16 protein-coding genes and 1 tRNA gene are annotated in these 15,358 nt (G+C 59.9%); 13 read left to right on the top strand and 4 right to left on the bottom strand.

The annotated features are described in order from the left end of the window. The first annotated feature begins 100 nt into the window (after positions 1-100). The 4 genes from AADH44_RS12635 (at position 101) to AADH44_RS12620 (ending at position 4,056) form a co-directional block, all read left to right on the top strand. The gene (locus AADH44_RS12635) at positions 101-1,486 is read left to right on the top strand and encodes a Wzz/FepE/Etk N-terminal domain-containing protein (protein WP_341953220.1); all 1,386 of its coding nucleotides are present in this window, start codon (positions 101-103) and stop codon (positions 1,484-1,486) included. Beyond that, a complete protein-coding gene (locus tag AADH44_RS12630) occupies positions 1,486-2,739 on the top strand; it encodes an O-antigen ligase family protein (protein WP_341953218.1) in 1,254 nt (417 codons plus the stop codon). The genes AADH44_RS12635 and AADH44_RS12630 overlap by 1 nt, the downstream gene beginning before the upstream one ends. Positions 2,740-2,744: 5 nt before the next feature. After that, the gene (locus tag AADH44_RS12625; RefSeq protein WP_341953217.1) at positions 2,745-3,185 is read left to right on the top strand and encodes an adenylyltransferase/cytidyltransferase family protein; all 441 of its coding nucleotides are present in this window, start codon (positions 2,745-2,747) and stop codon (positions 3,183-3,185) included. A gap of 106 nt (positions 3,186-3,291) precedes the next feature. Beyond that, positions 3,292-4,056 (top strand): SGNH/GDSL hydrolase family protein, encoded by a 765-nt coding sequence (locus AADH44_RS12620; protein WP_341953216.1) that lies wholly within the window; start codon positions 3,292-3,294, stop codon positions 4,054-4,056. Positions 4,057-4,068: 12 nt separating this feature from the next. Here AADH44_RS12620 and AADH44_RS12615 read toward each other — a convergent pair whose 3' ends face one another. Then, positions 4,069-4,653, bottom strand: coding sequence for a helix-turn-helix domain-containing protein (locus tag AADH44_RS12615; RefSeq protein WP_341953215.1), 585 nt, complete (start codon positions 4,651-4,653; stop codon positions 4,069-4,071). 146 nt (positions 4,654-4,799) lie between these two features. On the opposite strand from AADH44_RS12615, the gene speB reads away from it, so the two are divergent. From speB to AADH44_RS12595, 4 genes are read left to right on the top strand one after another with little or no spacing between them, the layout of a single operon-like run. Continuing rightward, positions 4,800-5,780 carry an agmatinase gene (gene speB, locus AADH44_RS12610; RefSeq protein WP_341953214.1) on the top strand — a complete coding sequence of 327 codons (981 nt, stop codon included), beginning with the start codon at positions 4,800-4,802 and terminating at the stop codon, positions 5,778-5,780. 46 nt (positions 5,781-5,826) lie between these two features. Beyond that, complete coding sequence (locus AADH44_RS12605) at positions 5,827-7,278, top strand: cytosine permease (RefSeq protein WP_341953213.1); 1,452 nt, start codon at positions 5,827-5,829, stop codon at positions 7,276-7,278. A gap of 56 nt (positions 7,279-7,334) precedes the next feature. Beyond that, positions 7,335-8,189 (top strand): nitrilase family protein, encoded by an 855-nt coding sequence (locus AADH44_RS12600; RefSeq protein ID WP_341953212.1) that lies wholly within the window; start codon positions 7,335-7,337, stop codon positions 8,187-8,189. After that, on the top strand, positions 8,176-9,162 hold the full coding sequence (locus AADH44_RS12595) for a carbon-nitrogen hydrolase family protein (RefSeq protein WP_341953211.1): 987 nt from the start codon (positions 8,176-8,178) through the stop codon (positions 9,160-9,162). The genes AADH44_RS12600 and AADH44_RS12595 overlap by 14 nt, the downstream gene beginning before the upstream one ends. A 46-nt stretch (positions 9,163-9,208) precedes the next feature. On the opposite strand, the gene AADH44_RS12590 is transcribed toward AADH44_RS12595, so the two are convergent. Further along, positions 9,209-9,279 (bottom strand) — tRNA-Gly (locus AADH44_RS12590). A gap of 191 nt (positions 9,280-9,470) precedes the next feature. Here AADH44_RS12590 and AADH44_RS12585 point away from each other — a divergent pair. Together AADH44_RS12585 and AADH44_RS12580 are read left to right on the top strand one after the other, a co-directional pair. Further along, positions 9,471-10,166, top strand: a complete 696-nt coding sequence (locus AADH44_RS12585) for a TVP38/TMEM64 family protein (RefSeq protein ID WP_341953210.1) — start codon at positions 9,471-9,473, stop codon at positions 10,164-10,166. Positions 10,167-10,267: 101 nt separating this feature from the next. Next, positions 10,268-10,933, top strand: coding sequence for a hypothetical protein (locus tag AADH44_RS12580; RefSeq protein ID WP_341953209.1), 666 nt, complete (start codon positions 10,268-10,270; stop codon positions 10,931-10,933). Here AADH44_RS12580 and AADH44_RS12575 read toward each other — a convergent pair. After that, positions 10,930-11,502 carry a helix-turn-helix transcriptional regulator gene (locus AADH44_RS12575; RefSeq protein WP_341953208.1) on the bottom strand — a complete coding sequence of 191 codons (573 nt, stop codon included), beginning with the start codon at positions 11,500-11,502 and terminating at the stop codon, positions 10,930-10,932. The two genes, AADH44_RS12580 and AADH44_RS12575, sit on opposite strands and share 4 nt — an antisense overlap. A 127-nt stretch (positions 11,503-11,629) precedes the next feature. On the opposite strand from AADH44_RS12575, the gene dcd reads away from it, so the two are divergent. Next, a complete protein-coding gene (dcd, locus tag AADH44_RS12570) occupies positions 11,630-12,235 on the top strand; it encodes a dCTP deaminase (protein WP_341953207.1) in 606 nt (201 codons plus the stop codon). A 42-nt stretch (positions 12,236-12,277) separates the two neighbouring features. On the opposite strand, the gene idi is transcribed toward dcd, so the two are convergent. Further along, complete coding sequence (idi, locus tag AADH44_RS12565) at positions 12,278-12,811, bottom strand: isopentenyl-diphosphate Delta-isomerase (RefSeq protein WP_341953206.1); 534 nt, start codon at positions 12,809-12,811, stop codon at positions 12,278-12,280. Between the two features lie 106 nt (positions 12,812-12,917). Between idi and AADH44_RS12560 the strand changes: the two genes are divergently transcribed. Beyond that, positions 12,918-13,784, top strand: coding sequence for a squalene/phytoene synthase family protein (locus AADH44_RS12560; protein WP_341953205.1), 867 nt, complete (start codon positions 12,918-12,920; stop codon positions 13,782-13,784). Then, on the top strand, positions 13,781-15,358 hold the full coding sequence (gene crtI / locus AADH44_RS12555) for a phytoene desaturase family protein (protein ID WP_341953204.1): 1,578 nt from the start codon (positions 13,781-13,783) through the stop codon (positions 15,356-15,358). The genes AADH44_RS12560 and crtI overlap by 4 nt, the downstream gene beginning before the upstream one ends.

Genomic DNA, 15,358 nt, shown 5'->3' with positions numbered 1-15,358 from the left:
CGCGCGATACCTACTAGGGTAAAGAAAACCTGAAGTGCTTGGTTGGCGCACTAACCTGACGCCAGCTAGTTGTTTCCCCTCCCGACTGGTGGTTCAACGCGTGGAAGATCTGAGTTATCTCGAGATTTTCCGGCAGCGATGGCTGGCTATTCTTGTTGCCGTCGCGGCTGGAGTAGTTTCCGCTGCGCTCATAGCGTTTAGCATTCCGCCCACCTATACCGCCACCGCTACCCTCTTTCTTGTCGTCAATGATGAGAATTCGACTCTCGCGGAGCGTTCGCAGTTCTCTCTCGCACGCGTCAACTCCTACACGGATCTCGTGCGCAGCTCTAACGTGTTGAGGCCAGTCATCAAGGACCTCGAGCTCGATCTCACGGTGCAAGAACTTTCGAGCATGGTGTCAGCGACGAACCCCAACAGCACGGTCAATATCAACATCACGGCACGCGCGGGTTCAGCAGCGGATTCCTCCGCCATCGCTAATGCGGTCGCGGACAGCCTGTCGCAGCTCGTCGCGCGAGTCGAGAACTTTGGAACGTTTACTGTCTCCCTAGACCGGCTGATCCCGGCGCTCACGCCAGTGGCTCCGAGCGCACCGCAGAAGACGGTAATTCTCGGGCTTGGTCTACTTTCGGGACTCGCTGGCGGGGCGATCATCGCCCTTCTTTTGGCACGGTTCGATCGTCGTATTCGCTCAGTGAATGATGTGAGGCGCGCCACCGGACTTGCAGTATTGGGCGCAATTCCGCGCCGCCATCGCCGGAGTGCACGCGATCAGGAACATTACGAGCTCGATGCTGCCGTGACAGAAACTGTTACAAGAATCGCCCAGGCAAATGGTGGCGGGATGCCGCGCCTGCTACTGCTTGTTCCCACCGGTCACAAGTCGGGTGCGCCTCAGGTGCGGCTCGCGCTCGCCGAAGCTGTCGCGGCAACAGGACGGCAGACGCTGCTTGTGGAATCCGAGACGACGAATGATGAGTCGAGCCCACTCGCTGAATTCGCTGGCGGACCGGGCCTCGCAGAACTGCTGACAGGATCATCAACCCTGTCTGGCGTCATCCGCATTGTGGAAGATGCTGGCAGTTTTGTCGTACCCGCCGGCATTGCGACTCTGACAGAAGCGCAGGCGCAGGCGTCGTTTCGTTCTGTCGCGACCCAACTCTTCGCCGACGCAGATGTTGTGATCACGCAGATTGCGCCGGTCGCGAGCCCGGTCAGCATTCAACTGGTCGCACCGTATGCCGACGTATCCGTCATCGTTGTTCGGCATAACCACTCCACCGAGGTTGAGCTGGCGCAAGCGGTCAGCCAACTGCGGATTGCGGGCGTTCGCCCGATCGGTGTTGTTCTCGTGGAGGTGCCACGCACGCGGCACCTCCACCTGATGGCAACGTGGACCCCCGAGGATTTCGCGACCAAACCCGCGAAGGCGCTCATCACTCCCCGGCGCATAGCCGCAGCGAAAAGACCGCCGGCTGGCTGATGTCCTCACGAGAGCTGCACGGGACCAGAGCTATCTCACGTTCCATTATCGGAACGTGGTTTCTCGTCGTCTTGAGTGTCGTCTCCTGGCGTCCCGATGCTCTCTTCACGGGAGGATTCGACAGCGTCGTCGTAGCGAAGGCACTTCTTGCGCTCATCGCGCTCGGCTGTGCACTCCTTATCTATCAGCGGTCGACGACGCGTGCCCGTGTGGGTGTGAGGTCGACGATTCTGCTGGTGATCGTGGTTGGGCTCTCCTGTCTGGGCGCACTCGCAAGCGGGGATGTCATGCCGTCGCTCGTTCTCGCAGTGCGCATCCTGTTGCTCGCGGCCACCGTGTACGTACTGGCAAGTTGTGCAGCGCCGATGCAGGTGCTCACCGCTCTGCTCATCGCCATGGGCATCCTCACCATTATCGGAGCGGTAACCGGCATTCCCGGTTTCTTGGCTGACGGCCGACTCGCCACTGGTATCCCGGCGATGAAACCCAACGAGCTTGCTGGCCTTGCCGCCCCACCGTTGTTGGGCCTTGCCATCACAATTGCGAGGTCGGGGCTGACAGCAAGCAGAGCGGCGCTCCTTCTCGCGTTCGCGTCGATCCTGTTGGCGACGGGATCGCGCACGACGCTCCTTGTTGTCGTGATCGCGATGGTTGTCGGCATTCTGTTGGCGTGGCCTGTGCCGCACTCGACGGGCATCGCCCTCATCCTCCTCGCCCCTGTTTCGTATGCGGTTGTGGCGTTTACGAATGTCGTCTCTGAGGTTGCAATCCGGGGACAGGATGTCGACCAACTTGCCACGCTGAGCTCACGAACAATTGCCTGGGATGCCGTTTTCAGCATCCCCATGGCCACTTGGCACAAGTGGATCGGCGCCGGTTTGGCGGTAAAAACTGTGGAGGTCGATCAGCGCTGGTGGGACGTTCAAGTGCTCGACAGTAGTTGGATTTCTCTCCTGTCTCAGACAGGAATCGTGGGACTGGTCGCCGTCAGTGTCTGGGTGGTTTTTACTCTCAGAGACAGTCTGGTGTCGCGCGAATTGCGAGCGCTAACCTTCCCGCTGCTTGTGCTCTTGCTGCTGCGGAGCGCCCTCGAAAACGGGCTCATCGAATCGAGCGTGATCTTCACTCTGTTCTTTCTCACGTCCCTTGTGGTCGAGCGCGGCTACCAGTTCCCGTTTGAGCACCAGAAAACTGTGCGCTACTCCCTAGCATCCACCCGACCCACACCACCCACCCTGATCCGAACAGAGTGAACATTATGAGCAAAAGAATTGGATATGCCGCCGGCGCCTACGACCTCTTTCACGTAGGGCACCTCAACATTCTCAAACGAGCCCGAGAACAGTGCGATTACCTCATCGCCGGTGTTGTCTCTGACGAGATGCTCGAGCTAACCAAGAACCTGCGCCCCACAGTTCCTCTTGCCGAGCGCTTAGAAATCGTTCAGAGCATCCGGTATGTCGATGAGGCTGTCGTCGAAAGTGTGCCAGACAAATTAGAAACGTGGCGCCAGGTCGGCTTCACGACCTTCTTTAAGGGCGATGACTGGCGCGGCACCGAAAAGGGCGAACGGCTAGAGAGGGAGTTCGCTGCGGTCGGCGTGGAAGTCGTGTATTTTCCGTACACTGCGAACACATCAAGCACGGTGCTGCGGCGTGCGCTCGAACTCATTGAGGAGCTGGCTGCTCGGCCCGACTGATAGCACCTCGTGTGGCAGGCGTAGTCTGGAACGATGATCGACACTCAAGTTTTCGCGCAGGTAGCGGGGGTTGGAGTTCATTTGGCGTTCGGAAAGTAGAAACTGCATGACTCACCAGTTCTCCAGCTATGTTGCCATCGGTGACAGCTTCACCGAGGGCGTCGGGGATGAACTGCCCGATGGCCGCGTGCGCGGTTGGGCCGACCAAGTTGCATTGGGCCTCGCGCTAGCGTCAGCCACACCGGTCTCCTACGCCAATCTCGCCATTCGTGGGCGCCTCCTCGCGCCCATCGCTGGGGAGCAGTTGCGGGCGGCGGTCGCCCTGAAACCTCAGCTGATGAGTATCAATGGTGGCGGAAACGACATCATGCGCCCCAAAGTGTCGCTGGAATCGATCACCGACCAACTGCTTGCTGCAGTGAATACGGCGACGACCAGCGGCATCCACGTTCTGCTGCTCAGTGGGGGAAACCCGAGCAAGCATTTGCCGTTCGGTTCTGTCATGGCGACTCGCGGTGATCGTTTGGCACACGAGGTGATGTCGCGTGCGTCGAAGGACAACGTGACTTTTGTGAACAACTGGGCGGATCAGGAGCTCACGAAGCTGCAGTACTGGTCGGTCGACAAGCTACACCTGAATTCTCGCGGTCATGCTCGCGTTGCCAGCAACGTGTTGTCTGCGCTCGAAATTCCGGTTCCCGATTTTGCTGCCGATCAGGGACCAGCGGACGATGCCCGCCCCCGCACCGCGGCATACTGGCGCGAATACGTGCTGCCGTGGATCGGTCGCCGGCTCACCGGGCGCTCCTCAGGTGATAGCCGCGAACCGAAAAGTGCGACCCTGCAGCCTGTGGTGATTGCGGGGCGCTAGGGCCGCGCGAAACTAAACCGCGCCGCTCCAGGCCGCGGGCACAAGGGTCCACATGACTTCGGCATCCGCAGTTCCGGGGTTTTTCCAGTTGTGGAGTTCGCGGCCAGGGAAGGTGATGGTGTCACCGGCGCTGAGGGTGGCGGTGCGGTCGGTGAACTGAATCTCGAATGTGCCACTGATGAGGTGAACGACCTCGACGTCGCAGTTGACGGTGTACAGCTTGTCTCCGCCGTGGGCACCCGGTTCGAGCGTCGACCGCAGCATCTGAATTTTCGATTGGCCGCGCGGTGTGACCATGCGCTCGGTCGCGCCGCGGCCGCCCATGTTGATCAGGGGAGCGTCGGCAAGCGCAACGAGTTCGGTTTCGGATGCCTCGAAGAGAGTGCCGATCGGCAGCGAGAGCACTTCGCAGATGGTGAGAAGTGTTGCAACGCTTGGTGACGTTTCATCGCGCTCTACTCGGCTGATGAACCCTTTGGTCAGGCTGGTGGCATCGGCCAATTGTTCAATTGTGAGACCTTGGGCGCGTCTGCTGGCACGGAGGCGCGCTCCGACGCGCACGCGGCTTGCTGAGGGGGTGGGGTGCAGGGGACGCATGGAACTCCTTGGCTGGAGGTGGTGATTTCTCCATCTTGACAGGCGCAGAAGATCGGGACAGAATCAGACACACACTTTGTTGCCTAATAAGCAGTTTATGTTTCACATAAGTATCTCATCCGGCCCAACGAAGGGAAGCGGCAACGATGACTGACCAGACCGAACCGATCGGCCCGTCCGACGCGAGCATCGTGCCGCGCTATGCCGGCATCGCAACATTCGCCCGCTTGCCTCGAATCGAAGATGTTCCGCGTGCCGATATCGCTGTCGTCGGTGTTCCCTTCGACAGCGGCGTCAGCTACCGTCCCGGTGCCCGCTTCGGTCCGGCCCACGTGCGCGAAGCGTCACGACTGCTGCGCCCATACAACCCTGCGCAGGATGTCGCCCCGTTCAGCACCCAGCAGGTGGTGGATGCCGGAGACATCTCCGCAAACCCGTTCAGCCTCGACGAAGCCGTAGCCCAGATTCAGCAGGCTGCCACTGAGCTGAGCGCCGACGGCAAACGACTCGTGACAATCGGCGGTGACCACACCATCGCGCTTCCGCTCCTGAGGGTAGTTGCTGCGAAGCATGGTCCCATCGCGGTGCTCCACTTCGACGCCCACCTCGACACGTGGGACACCTATTTCGGTGCTCCCATCACACACGGCACCCCCTTCCGTCGAGCCTCAGAAGAGGGGCTCATCGACATGCAGGCAAGCACGCATGTGGGCATCCGTGGTCCGCTGTATTCACGTGATGACCTTCGCGATGACGAACGTCTGGGTTTCGCGATTATTTCGAGCGTCGAAATCGAGACCGAGGGGCTCCAGAGTGCGATTGACCGGATGCTCACCAGACTCGGTGATCGACCTGTCTACGTTTCCGTCGACATCGATGTGCTCGACCCGGCGCACGCGCCAGGAACCGGAACTCCAGAGGCTGGCGGAATGACCAGCCGCGAACTGCTGACGATGTTGCGAGCACTGCGCAACGTCAACATCGTCGGGGCAGACATTGTCGAAGTCGCCCCCGCCTATGACCACGCACAGATTACCGCGGTCGCAGCATCCCATGTGGCGTACGAAATCATTTCGGCTATGACGCCGGATTCCGCGCGTAACCCCGACGCCACGCCCGCCCCGTAAACCTCAGTGTGATACCCGAAATCAACGAATAACCGAGAGGACAATGATGTCAACCGCACCTGTATCGTCGGTACAGCGGGAGTCCCGCCTGGAAACCCGCTCAATCGACTACGTACCCCGAGCCGAGAGGCACGGCAAAGTGTGGCACCAGGGGCCTTTCTGGTTTGCCGGCAACTTTGTTTTGCCCACTCTGGTCACCGGATTCATCGGCCCCGTTCTCGGACTCAGCGTCGGTTGGAGCATTCTGGCCGTCGTGCTCGGTGCTGGCCTCGGAACGTTCTTCATGGCATTCCATGCCAACCAGGGTCCGCGGATGGGCCTTCCGCAGATGATCCAATCGCGCGCCCAGTTCGGGCGTCGTGGAGTGATTGTGCCGTTCACGGCGACAGTGTTCGTCTATATTGGCTTCCTTGTCTTTGATGTGATTCTCGCAACGCAGGGGCTCCAGCTGGTTCTTCCGGGCGGCAAGCTGGTCTGGTATCCGATCCTGATCATCGTTTCGATTGTGATTGCGGTGGTCGGTCACGACCTGCTGCACTTCATCCAGCGTTGGCTCACTGGCCTGCTGGTGGCCGTCTTCGCCATTATTACCGTCTTGGCAATCGTCAATTACTCGGGTGTTGGCGCTGCGATCGCCACTGATGAGACCGCTCTCGGGTGGAACACGACGGCGTTCTTGGTGCAGTTCTCGCTCGCGGCTGGGTACAACATCAGCTACTCGGTTTACGTTTCTGACTACACGCGCTACCTGCCACAGAACGTTTCCGCCCCCAAGCTCATCACCTGGGTGTATGTGGGTGCTGCTGGGTCAGCGATTTGGCTGATGTCCCTGGGCGCGCTGCTGGCTGCCAACATCCCGAATGCGGATGCGATTGGTGCCATCAAGGAGGTGGGTGACTCGCTCTTCCCCGGCTTCGGCACCTTCGCTGTGCTCGTGTCGACCGTCGCACTGTTGTCGATTATGGGCGTGAATGCATACGGTGCGATGCTTACCGGTACGAGTGCTGTTGACGGGTTCAAGCAGGTTCGTCCGACTCTGCGCTTGCGGGTCATTGGTCTCACTGCCGTTGGACTGCTCACCTTGCTGATCGCGTTGCTCATTCCGGATGACTACTTGGGAAGCTTTAACGACTTCGTCATCATGATGTTGTATTTCTTGGTGCCGTGGACCGCGGTGAACCTGGTGGACTTCTATCTGGTTCGACACGGCAAGTACGCCATCACCGAAATCTTCTCGCCGAAGGGTATTTACGGTAACTGGGCGTGGCGCGGGGTGACCGCGTACCTCATTGGGTTTGCGGCAATGATTCCGTTCTTCTCAACCACGTTCTTTGCGGGCCCCGTTGCTGTGGCCCTGGGTGGTGCGGACTTGTCGTTCGTGGTCGGACTGCTCGTTTCGGGAGTTCTCTACTACATCTTCTCGCGCAACCTCGATCTCAAGGCTGAGGAGGCTGCCCGCGAAGTCAGCGAGCGTACGCTCGAGGGCACCGGACACTAGGTACCGAACGCTGGGTACGGGCCACGCTGCACCGGCCAGAAAAGTAGGGGAGCGCAATGACTGACAACACGGTGACTGTTGCAAGCTGCCAGGTATCTCTGGTGGTTGGCGATGTTGAGGCGAATCGTCAGTCATTGCGCTCTGCCATTACACGAGCTGTGGATGCCGGTGCTCAGGTTGTGGTTGTGCCTGAGCTCGCAAACACGGGCTACATGTTCGCCAACATTGACGAGCTGCGTTCTGTTGCCGAATCTGTCGAGGGTCCCACTGTGAGTGAGTGGGTGGCGCTCGCGTCACAGCACAATCTGATTATTGTTGGTGGGTTTGCCGAGGCTGATGGTTCTGGAGAGATCTATAACTCTGCTGTGATCGTCGACCCGACTGGAGTGCGTGCCTGTTATCGCAAAGCGCACCTGTGGAACAACGAAAAAGCTGACTTGTTCACGCCCGGCACAGGGATCCCTCCGGTGGTTGATACCGCGGTTGGACGTATCGGTGTGATGGTGTGTTACGACCTTGAGTTCCCTGAGTGGGTTCGCACAGCCGCGTTAGAGGGCGCAGAGCTGCTGTGTTGCCCGGTGAATTGGCCGCTCTATCCCGCACCAGAGGGTGAGCGGCCCATTGAGGTCGTCAAAGTTCAGGCCGCGGCGGCAACGAACCGCATGTTTGTTGCCGCAGCGGATCGTGCCGGGCGTGAACGCGGGCAGGACTGGCTGGGGGGCAGCGTGATCGTGGATGCTGATGGCTTCCCCCTCACAACACTCGAACTGGGCGAGGCCGGCATGCATGTTGCCCAGCTTGACCTGAGTGACGCGCGCAACAAAAAAATCAGTGAACTTAATGACGTTCATGCCGACCGGCGCCCGGAACTGTATTTCGAGGCCGAAAGGCGTGCTCATGGCAGCGCATAGTTCTGGGACCGAGACGACAGTGGCGATCATCCAACATCCTGCTGCCGTTCTTGATCTTGCAGAGTCGTTCCGCCGTGCGGTGACGCACATTGCGGATGCCGCAGCGCAGGGCGCGCAGTTGGTGGTCTTTCCCGAGACGTGGTTGACCTGTTACCCCGCGTGGGTGTTTGGGCTGGCCGGGTGGCGCGACGAGGTCGCTCAGGGCTGGTACCGACGTTTGCTAGAAGAGAGCCCCGTTGTTGGCGAGCCGGGGTCTGCTGAGGATGATCTCGAGCCTGTGCGAGAAGCTGCTCGCAGTAATGCGGTCACTGTTGTGATGGGCCTGAATGAGCGTGCCGGGCGCGAGTCGGGCACGCTGTACAACTCGCTCATCACCATTGGCCCCGACGGCAGCACGCTGAATCTGCATCGCAAGCTCACCCCAACGCACACCGAACGAATTGTGTGGGGCGCGGGGGACGGTGCCGGTCTTCGGGTTGTTGATACTCCCGCTGGGCGTGTGGGTGGGCTGGTGTGTTGGGAGCACTGGAATCCGCTCGCGCGCCAAGCACTGCATGCGCAGGATGAGCAGATCCATATTGCGGCGTGGCCTGACGTTCCCGAGATGCATCACATCGCGTCGCGTTCGTACGCCTTTGAGGGTCGCTGTTTCGTGATCTGTGCTGGCCAATACCTGTCGACGGATGATGTGCCTAGTGAGCTTCGTGCCGCCTACCGGCAGGGGGTTGGGCCGGATGCTCCCGAGCAGGGTCTCCTCTTCAGTGGCGGTTCTGGCGTGGTCGGCCCCGACGGGTCTTGGGTTGTCGAGCCCGTTGTTGGCGAAGCGTGCACCATCATTGCGACCCTAGATTTGGGTGCGCGAAACGCACACAGCCATGACCTCGATGTCGCGGGCCACTACTCGCGCCCCGACGTGCTCACCCTCAGCGTTGATCGCCGCCGACACAACGGTGGGGTCCAGTTCACCGACTAGGTGGCCCTGAGCTCATCCGTCGTTAACGGGGAACACGAACACTCGGAGCGGATGACGGGAATCGAACCCGCGCTATCAGCTTGGGAAGCTGAAGTTCTGCCACTGAACTACATCCGCACACGGCAGCAGCCGTTCAATACAATTTACGCACCGCTATTCCCTAGGGCAACAGGTAGGTGGGTTTAGCCTGCTGGCATGAACATTCCCGATCACTCCGGTGGCGGCAGCATCTCGAACGTCAACGAGCTGGCTGGGCTCAGCGCGCCACACCCCAGGCGCAGTAGCCGTCGCGGACGTAGCATTGGCCAATGAATAAGACCCGCGCGGCGATCCTGTGGCGAGCTGGCGCGCTAGCCGTCTTTCTCCTCATCGTTGTCGTCGTGGCGCTTACCCTTCACCTTCCGTCCTTGGAACAGATTCATTCGTGGACCGAGAGTGCGGGGATTTTGGGCGTGACAGGATTCATCGTCGGTTTCGCCCTGCTCACTCTCGCCCCAGTTCCGAAGACCGTCATCAGCATTGCTGCCGGGGCGGTCTGGGGACTGGCCGTGGGGATTGTCGTCGTAATACTGGGGGCCCTTCTTGGGGCAACGCTCGCCTTCGTTCTTGGCAGGCTGCTTGGCCGGGATGCCGTCGAAGGATTTACCGGCGGGCGAGTACGGGCGGTAGACGAGATGTTGCGGCGGCGGGGTCTGCTCTCGGTGATCGGGGTGCGACTTATTCCGGTGATCCCATTCACGTTTATCAACTACACGGCCGGGCTCACGGCTGTGCGCATTCGAGACTATGCCCTCGGTACGGTCATCGGGATCATCCCCGGAACGATCGCGTATGTCGCCGTCGGCGCCTATGGAGCGGCGCTCGACGGCAGATTCTTTATTGCGCTCGGCGCGCTCGGCGTGCTCACCATTGGCGGAATTGTTGTAGCGCACCGATTGCGCGCAGACCAGACAACCCCACACCAGGTGGCCCCTGAACCGAGCGGGGAGCAGCCCGAGTCATGATCGACGAATAGTTGCGAGTTCTCGTCAGGCCACGAACCAGATTCTCCACAGTAGAAACTACTCTCTTCCCCTGCGACACTGGGCAGGGCTACGCTTCAGGCATGAACGCTAGGAGCGCAAGCAACAGGGTGGCTGCGACGCAGGGTCGCCCGACGGTGACAGCGGCTGCGACATCCGCAGTGCTGCTGCTAGTTGCGCTCGCCGGATGCGGTGGCGGGACTGCGCAAACAGCGTCGAGTTCAGCTCCGACCCCCACGAACACCACAACGGCAACCTCAACGCCGCTCCCCACAATTGAGCCGCTCATTATTCCGGGTTGCGACACCATGCTGCCGTTGAGCTCTGCCAAGAGTTTGTTCTCGGACAGCACTCAAGTGCTGGGTGATGATGACTCGGTGCCGATCCGTGGTGACGAACTACCCGAGATCGGCACAGCAGCCTCAAACGCATCGATTGCCAAAAACTGTGTCTGGGGTGTGCCTAACTCTGATGGTGGCTTCAGCCTCACCGTCACCGATATCACTGACACCGACGCAGCAAACCTCAAAGCCGCACTTCTCGCCTCGGGCTTCCTTGGTGCTACCAGCGGCGGGGTCACAACGCTCGAGTTATCAGGCGAGAACATGGTGAGCACCACCGCAGACACCCATTACCTTGTTGGTGACCTGTGGATTCACGCCTCAGGAACGAGTCTCAGCCTTACCACCGACGTTGCCAACGCGGCTCTCGATGAGGTGCGCCTCGCGAACCCCACACGCACCTACTAGTCCTCTTCACTGGCAAAGACATAGTCGCCGCCACGGATACGTTCGATCATGTCTCGGGCCCACTGCTGCTCGCCGCGCAGGCGGGCGGTGGCGAGTTCGAAAATTTCGCGCACATAGCGGGGCGTCGATGTCGAGGTCGCGACATCTCCAATGTGGCGGGTGTTGCTGGTGATTCGAACATCGATTTCACTTACTCGGTGCAACAACCCCGCAAGGACTTCTTCACGCTGCAGGGCATACATGAATGACGTGAGCACCATGACAGGTTTGGTGTCGAAGACTTCGACGTTCCAGAGCGCGTTGCGCAGCATCCGCAGCAACTCGACTTCGCCCTCGTCTGTCATGCGGTAGGTGGTGCGCTCAGGGCGATTGCCGGCGGTTTCGGTTCCATTCTCCGCCAGGTAGCCATCGTTCTTGAGCGAACGAAGCGCGTTGTAGATGGAGCCAGGCTGAATGTTCGCCCATTCGTTGATGTGCCTAGCCGTGAGCTCGCGGCGGAGAAAGTAGCCGTGAACAGGCTGAAACTGATGCACAGCGCCGAGCACGACCAAGCGAGTTGTCGTCGACATGCCCCTAATCGTAGGGCAAGCATGAGCCCCAGACGGAAGGAAGCTGCGTGCTCACTTAGTGCTCGCAGCTTCACTCCTTTGCGTGCGGGGCCTCTCTTTGGCTCCAGCGACTCGCTAGTCTTAGGCCATGCTTCTCAGTGATCGCGACATCCGGGCCGAACTCAAGTCTGGTCGCATTGGCCTCGAACCTCTCGATCTCGACATGGTTCAACCATCGAGCGTTGATGTGCGGCTAGACCGCTTCTTCCGACTCTTTGATAACCACAAATACCCCTTCATCGATCCGTCAGAAGATCAGCCCGATCTCACTCATCTGATGGAGGTGGATGCCGACCAGCCGTTCATTCTTCACCCCGGAGAGTTTGTGCTCGGCTCCACCTTCGAACTCGTGACGCTGCCCGATGATGTCGCCGCGCGCCTTGAGGGCAAAAGCTCGCTCGGGCGACTCGGCTTGCTCACCCACTCCACCGCGGGTTTTGTCGATCCCGGGTTCTCGGGTCATGTCACGCTCGAACTCAGCAACGTGGCGACCCTGCCGATTAAGCTCTGGCCCGGGATGAAGATCGGGCAGTTGTGTTTCATCAAAACGACCTCCCCCGTTGAATCGCCCTACGGCTCTGGCCAGTACGGTTCGCGCTATCAGGGTCAGCGTGGCCCGACGGCGAGCCGCAGCTTTAAGAACTTCCACCTCACCGACGTGCGGGCGAACGACGCCGGGTCTATCGGGGGCTAGGGGGCGTCGAGGGTTCGCGTTTGCCGCACCTAGCGGATGGGGCTAGTTCGCGCCGAGCTTATCGAGCTGCTCCAACTGCCACCCCAGCCAAGGACTGAACGCGAACGGCGTTGCGGCCACGGCGGCATGCAGCGATTGTGGGTCAACCCACTCGAATTCGGCAACCTCGTCGGGGTTAGGGGCGGCGTGATCCGCGGTCACTGCACGGTACACGGGGCAGATCTCGTTCTCGACAATGCCGGAGGAATCGACGGCACGGTAGCGAAAGTCGGGCAGCACAAGCTCGACGTCGCTGATGGTAATTCCCAGTTCGTAACGTGCCCGCCGAATAAGTGCGTCAGCCATGTCTTCACCGGGGGCCGGGTGCCCACAGAAGGAGTTGGTCCACACTCCGGGCCAGGTGAGTTTGCTGAGCGCGCGTCGTGTGACGAGCACGTGGCCGTCAGCGTTGTAGACGTGGCAGGAGAACGCGAGGTGAAGTGCGGTGTCGGTCGTGTGCACGAGGGCTTTATCAGCGACCCCAATGTGCTCGCCTGCGTTGGAGAGGAGTACGACCTGCTCAGAGAATTCAGTCATGATCGCGATAGTCTGCCTATGTGGATAGATTCGGAACGACGCACGCGCTGTGCCGCCGTGAACACAGCCTAACTAATGTGCGCTGGCAGTCAGAAAGTCGGCGCGCGTGAGCACACGCCTCAAGCTTTACGATCGGGTCGCTGAAGACGCTGCGAGCATTGTCATCCGCAGCTATTCGACGTCATTTTCTGCTGCCTCCCGCCTGTTGGGGATGGAGGTTCGTCAGCACGTTGAGAACATTTATGCACTCGTGAGGATCGCTGACGAAATTGTTGACGGCGGTGCTGAGGAGGCTGGCCTTGACCTAGTTGCCACTACGCGCCAACTTAACGAACTCGAACGCGAAACCGAGAACGCGATGGAGCTCGGTTTCAGCTCGAATCTCATCGTTCACGCTTTTGCTTTGACCGCCCGCGAAGTGTCATTCGGTGCCGAGCTGACGGCCCCCTTCTTTGAGTCGATGCGCATGGATCTCAGCCAGAAGGTGCACGATCAGTCAAGCTTCGAGCGCTACGTCTACGGGTCGGCCGAGGTCGTTGGTCTCATGTGTCTGTGCGCATTCCTCCACGGGCATGATGTCAGCGACGAGCAGCGCGCCAAACTCGAACACGGCGCACGCGCGCTCGGTGCAGCGTTCCAAAAAGTTAACTTCTTGCGCGATCTGGCCGACGACTTCGAAACACTCGGCAGAAGCTACTTCCCTGGCATCGATATTGCGACCTTCACCGAGGAAGAAAAAGTTCGACTTCTCGATGACCTAGATGCCGACCTGCGGGATGCTGTAATCGGCTCACAACTTCCCTCCAGCAGCAAGAAGGCGGTTGCGCTCGCGCACTCCCTCTTTGCACAGCTGTCGAAGCGCATCCGGGCGACTCCGGCTAGTGACCTGGTGCGCACCCGTGTGCGCGTTCCTGATGTTGTCAAACTTCGGTTGGCTGCGGCCGCCGCGATTGGGGTGAGTCCTCGCGTATGAGTGACGTCGTTGTTATTGGTGGAGGTATTGCAGGACTTGCGAGTGCTGCTTTGCTCGCTAAGGAAGGCCACAGGGTCACGCTCCTTGAAGGTTTGCCTGCGGTAGGCGGTCGTGCCGGATCGTGGGAGCATGATGGTTTCCGGTTCGACACCGGCCCTTCGTGGTATCTGATGCCAGAAGTGTTCGACCACTTCTACAAGCTCATGGGTACGAGTGCTGAAGAGCAACTATCGCTGGTAACCCTCGATCCTGGTTACCGGGTCTACTTCGAGGACGAAACCGCGCCAATCGATATTTCGACAGACCTTGACGAGAACCTTGCGCTGTTCGAAAGCATCGAGCCTGGCTCAGCTGTTCGAATGAAGAAGTACCTGAAGTCGGCGGAAGAAACCTACGAACTCGCTAAGCAGTACTTCCTCTACACGACGTTCGCTGACCTACGCACGAGCGCGACAAAACCGGTGCTCGCTAAGGCAGCCCGCTTCATCCGCTTGCTGATTGAACCGCTCTCGCGGCTCGTGGCCCGCACGGTAAAAGATGACCGCCTGCGCAAAGTTTTGGGCTACCCGGCGGTCTTCCTGGGATCGTCGCCGTATCTCACGCCCAGCATGTATCACCTCATGAGCCACCTCGACCTCGCCGACGGCGTTCTTTACCCCATGGGTGGGTTCACTCGTGTGATCGAGAGCATCGCCGACGTTGCTCGGGGCGCCGGTGTTGAGATCCGCACCAACGCTAAGGTCACTCGCATCGTGACCGCCAATGGTGTTGCCACGGGAGTCGAATACGTTGATGCTCACGGCGCGATCCAGTTCGCCGACGCCGACATTGTTGTATCGGCCGCGGACCTCCACCACACCGAAACCCAGTTGCTCGCCGCTGAGGAACAGACCTATCCGGCGTCGTATTGGGACACGAAGATCCCTGGCCCTAGCGCGCTGCTGTTGTATCTGGGGGTCAAGGGAGAACTGCCCGAACTCGAGCACCACACACTGTTGTTTATGAAGGACTGGCAAGAAGGCTTCGAGGCGATCTTCGGAGACAACCCGACCGTGCCCGAGCCAGCCTCCCTCTATATCTGCAAGCCCAGTGGTGTTGACCCGAATGTTGCACCGGATGGCTTCGAAAACGTCTTCGTGCTGGTTCCGATTCCTGCCGACCCGAGCATCGGTCGCGGTGAGCTCAATGGTGATGGGGACACTCGAATCGAAATGCTCGCCGACAACGTGATCGCTCAAATCGGTGACTGGACCGGCATCCCTGATTTTGCCGAGCGAATCACGGTTCGCCGCACGGTTGGCCCGGGCAACTTTGCCGATGACCTTAACGCCTGGCGCGGTACCGCGCTGGGCCCAGCACACACGCTTAAGCAGAGTGCTTTCTTCCGCGCGGGCAATGTGAGTAAAAAGGTCAAGGGCCTCTACTATGTTGGCGGCTCGACGATTCCCGGTATCGGACTGCCGATGTGTCTTATCAGTGCCGAGGTACTCGTTAAGCGATTGCGCGGCGATACCTCTCCTGGTCCGCTTCCTGAGCCACTCGCTGCGCAGGTTGAGTCTGGGCCGCGAGGGTAG

This window comes from Salinibacterium sp. TMP30 (assembly GCF_038397785.1).
Taxonomy (GTDB): domain Bacteria; phylum Actinomycetota; class Actinomycetes; order Actinomycetales; family Microbacteriaceae; genus Rhodoglobus.
The sequence above is the reverse complement of the archived record's forward strand: the minus strand, read 5'-3'. Positions and strand labels throughout refer to the sequence as shown.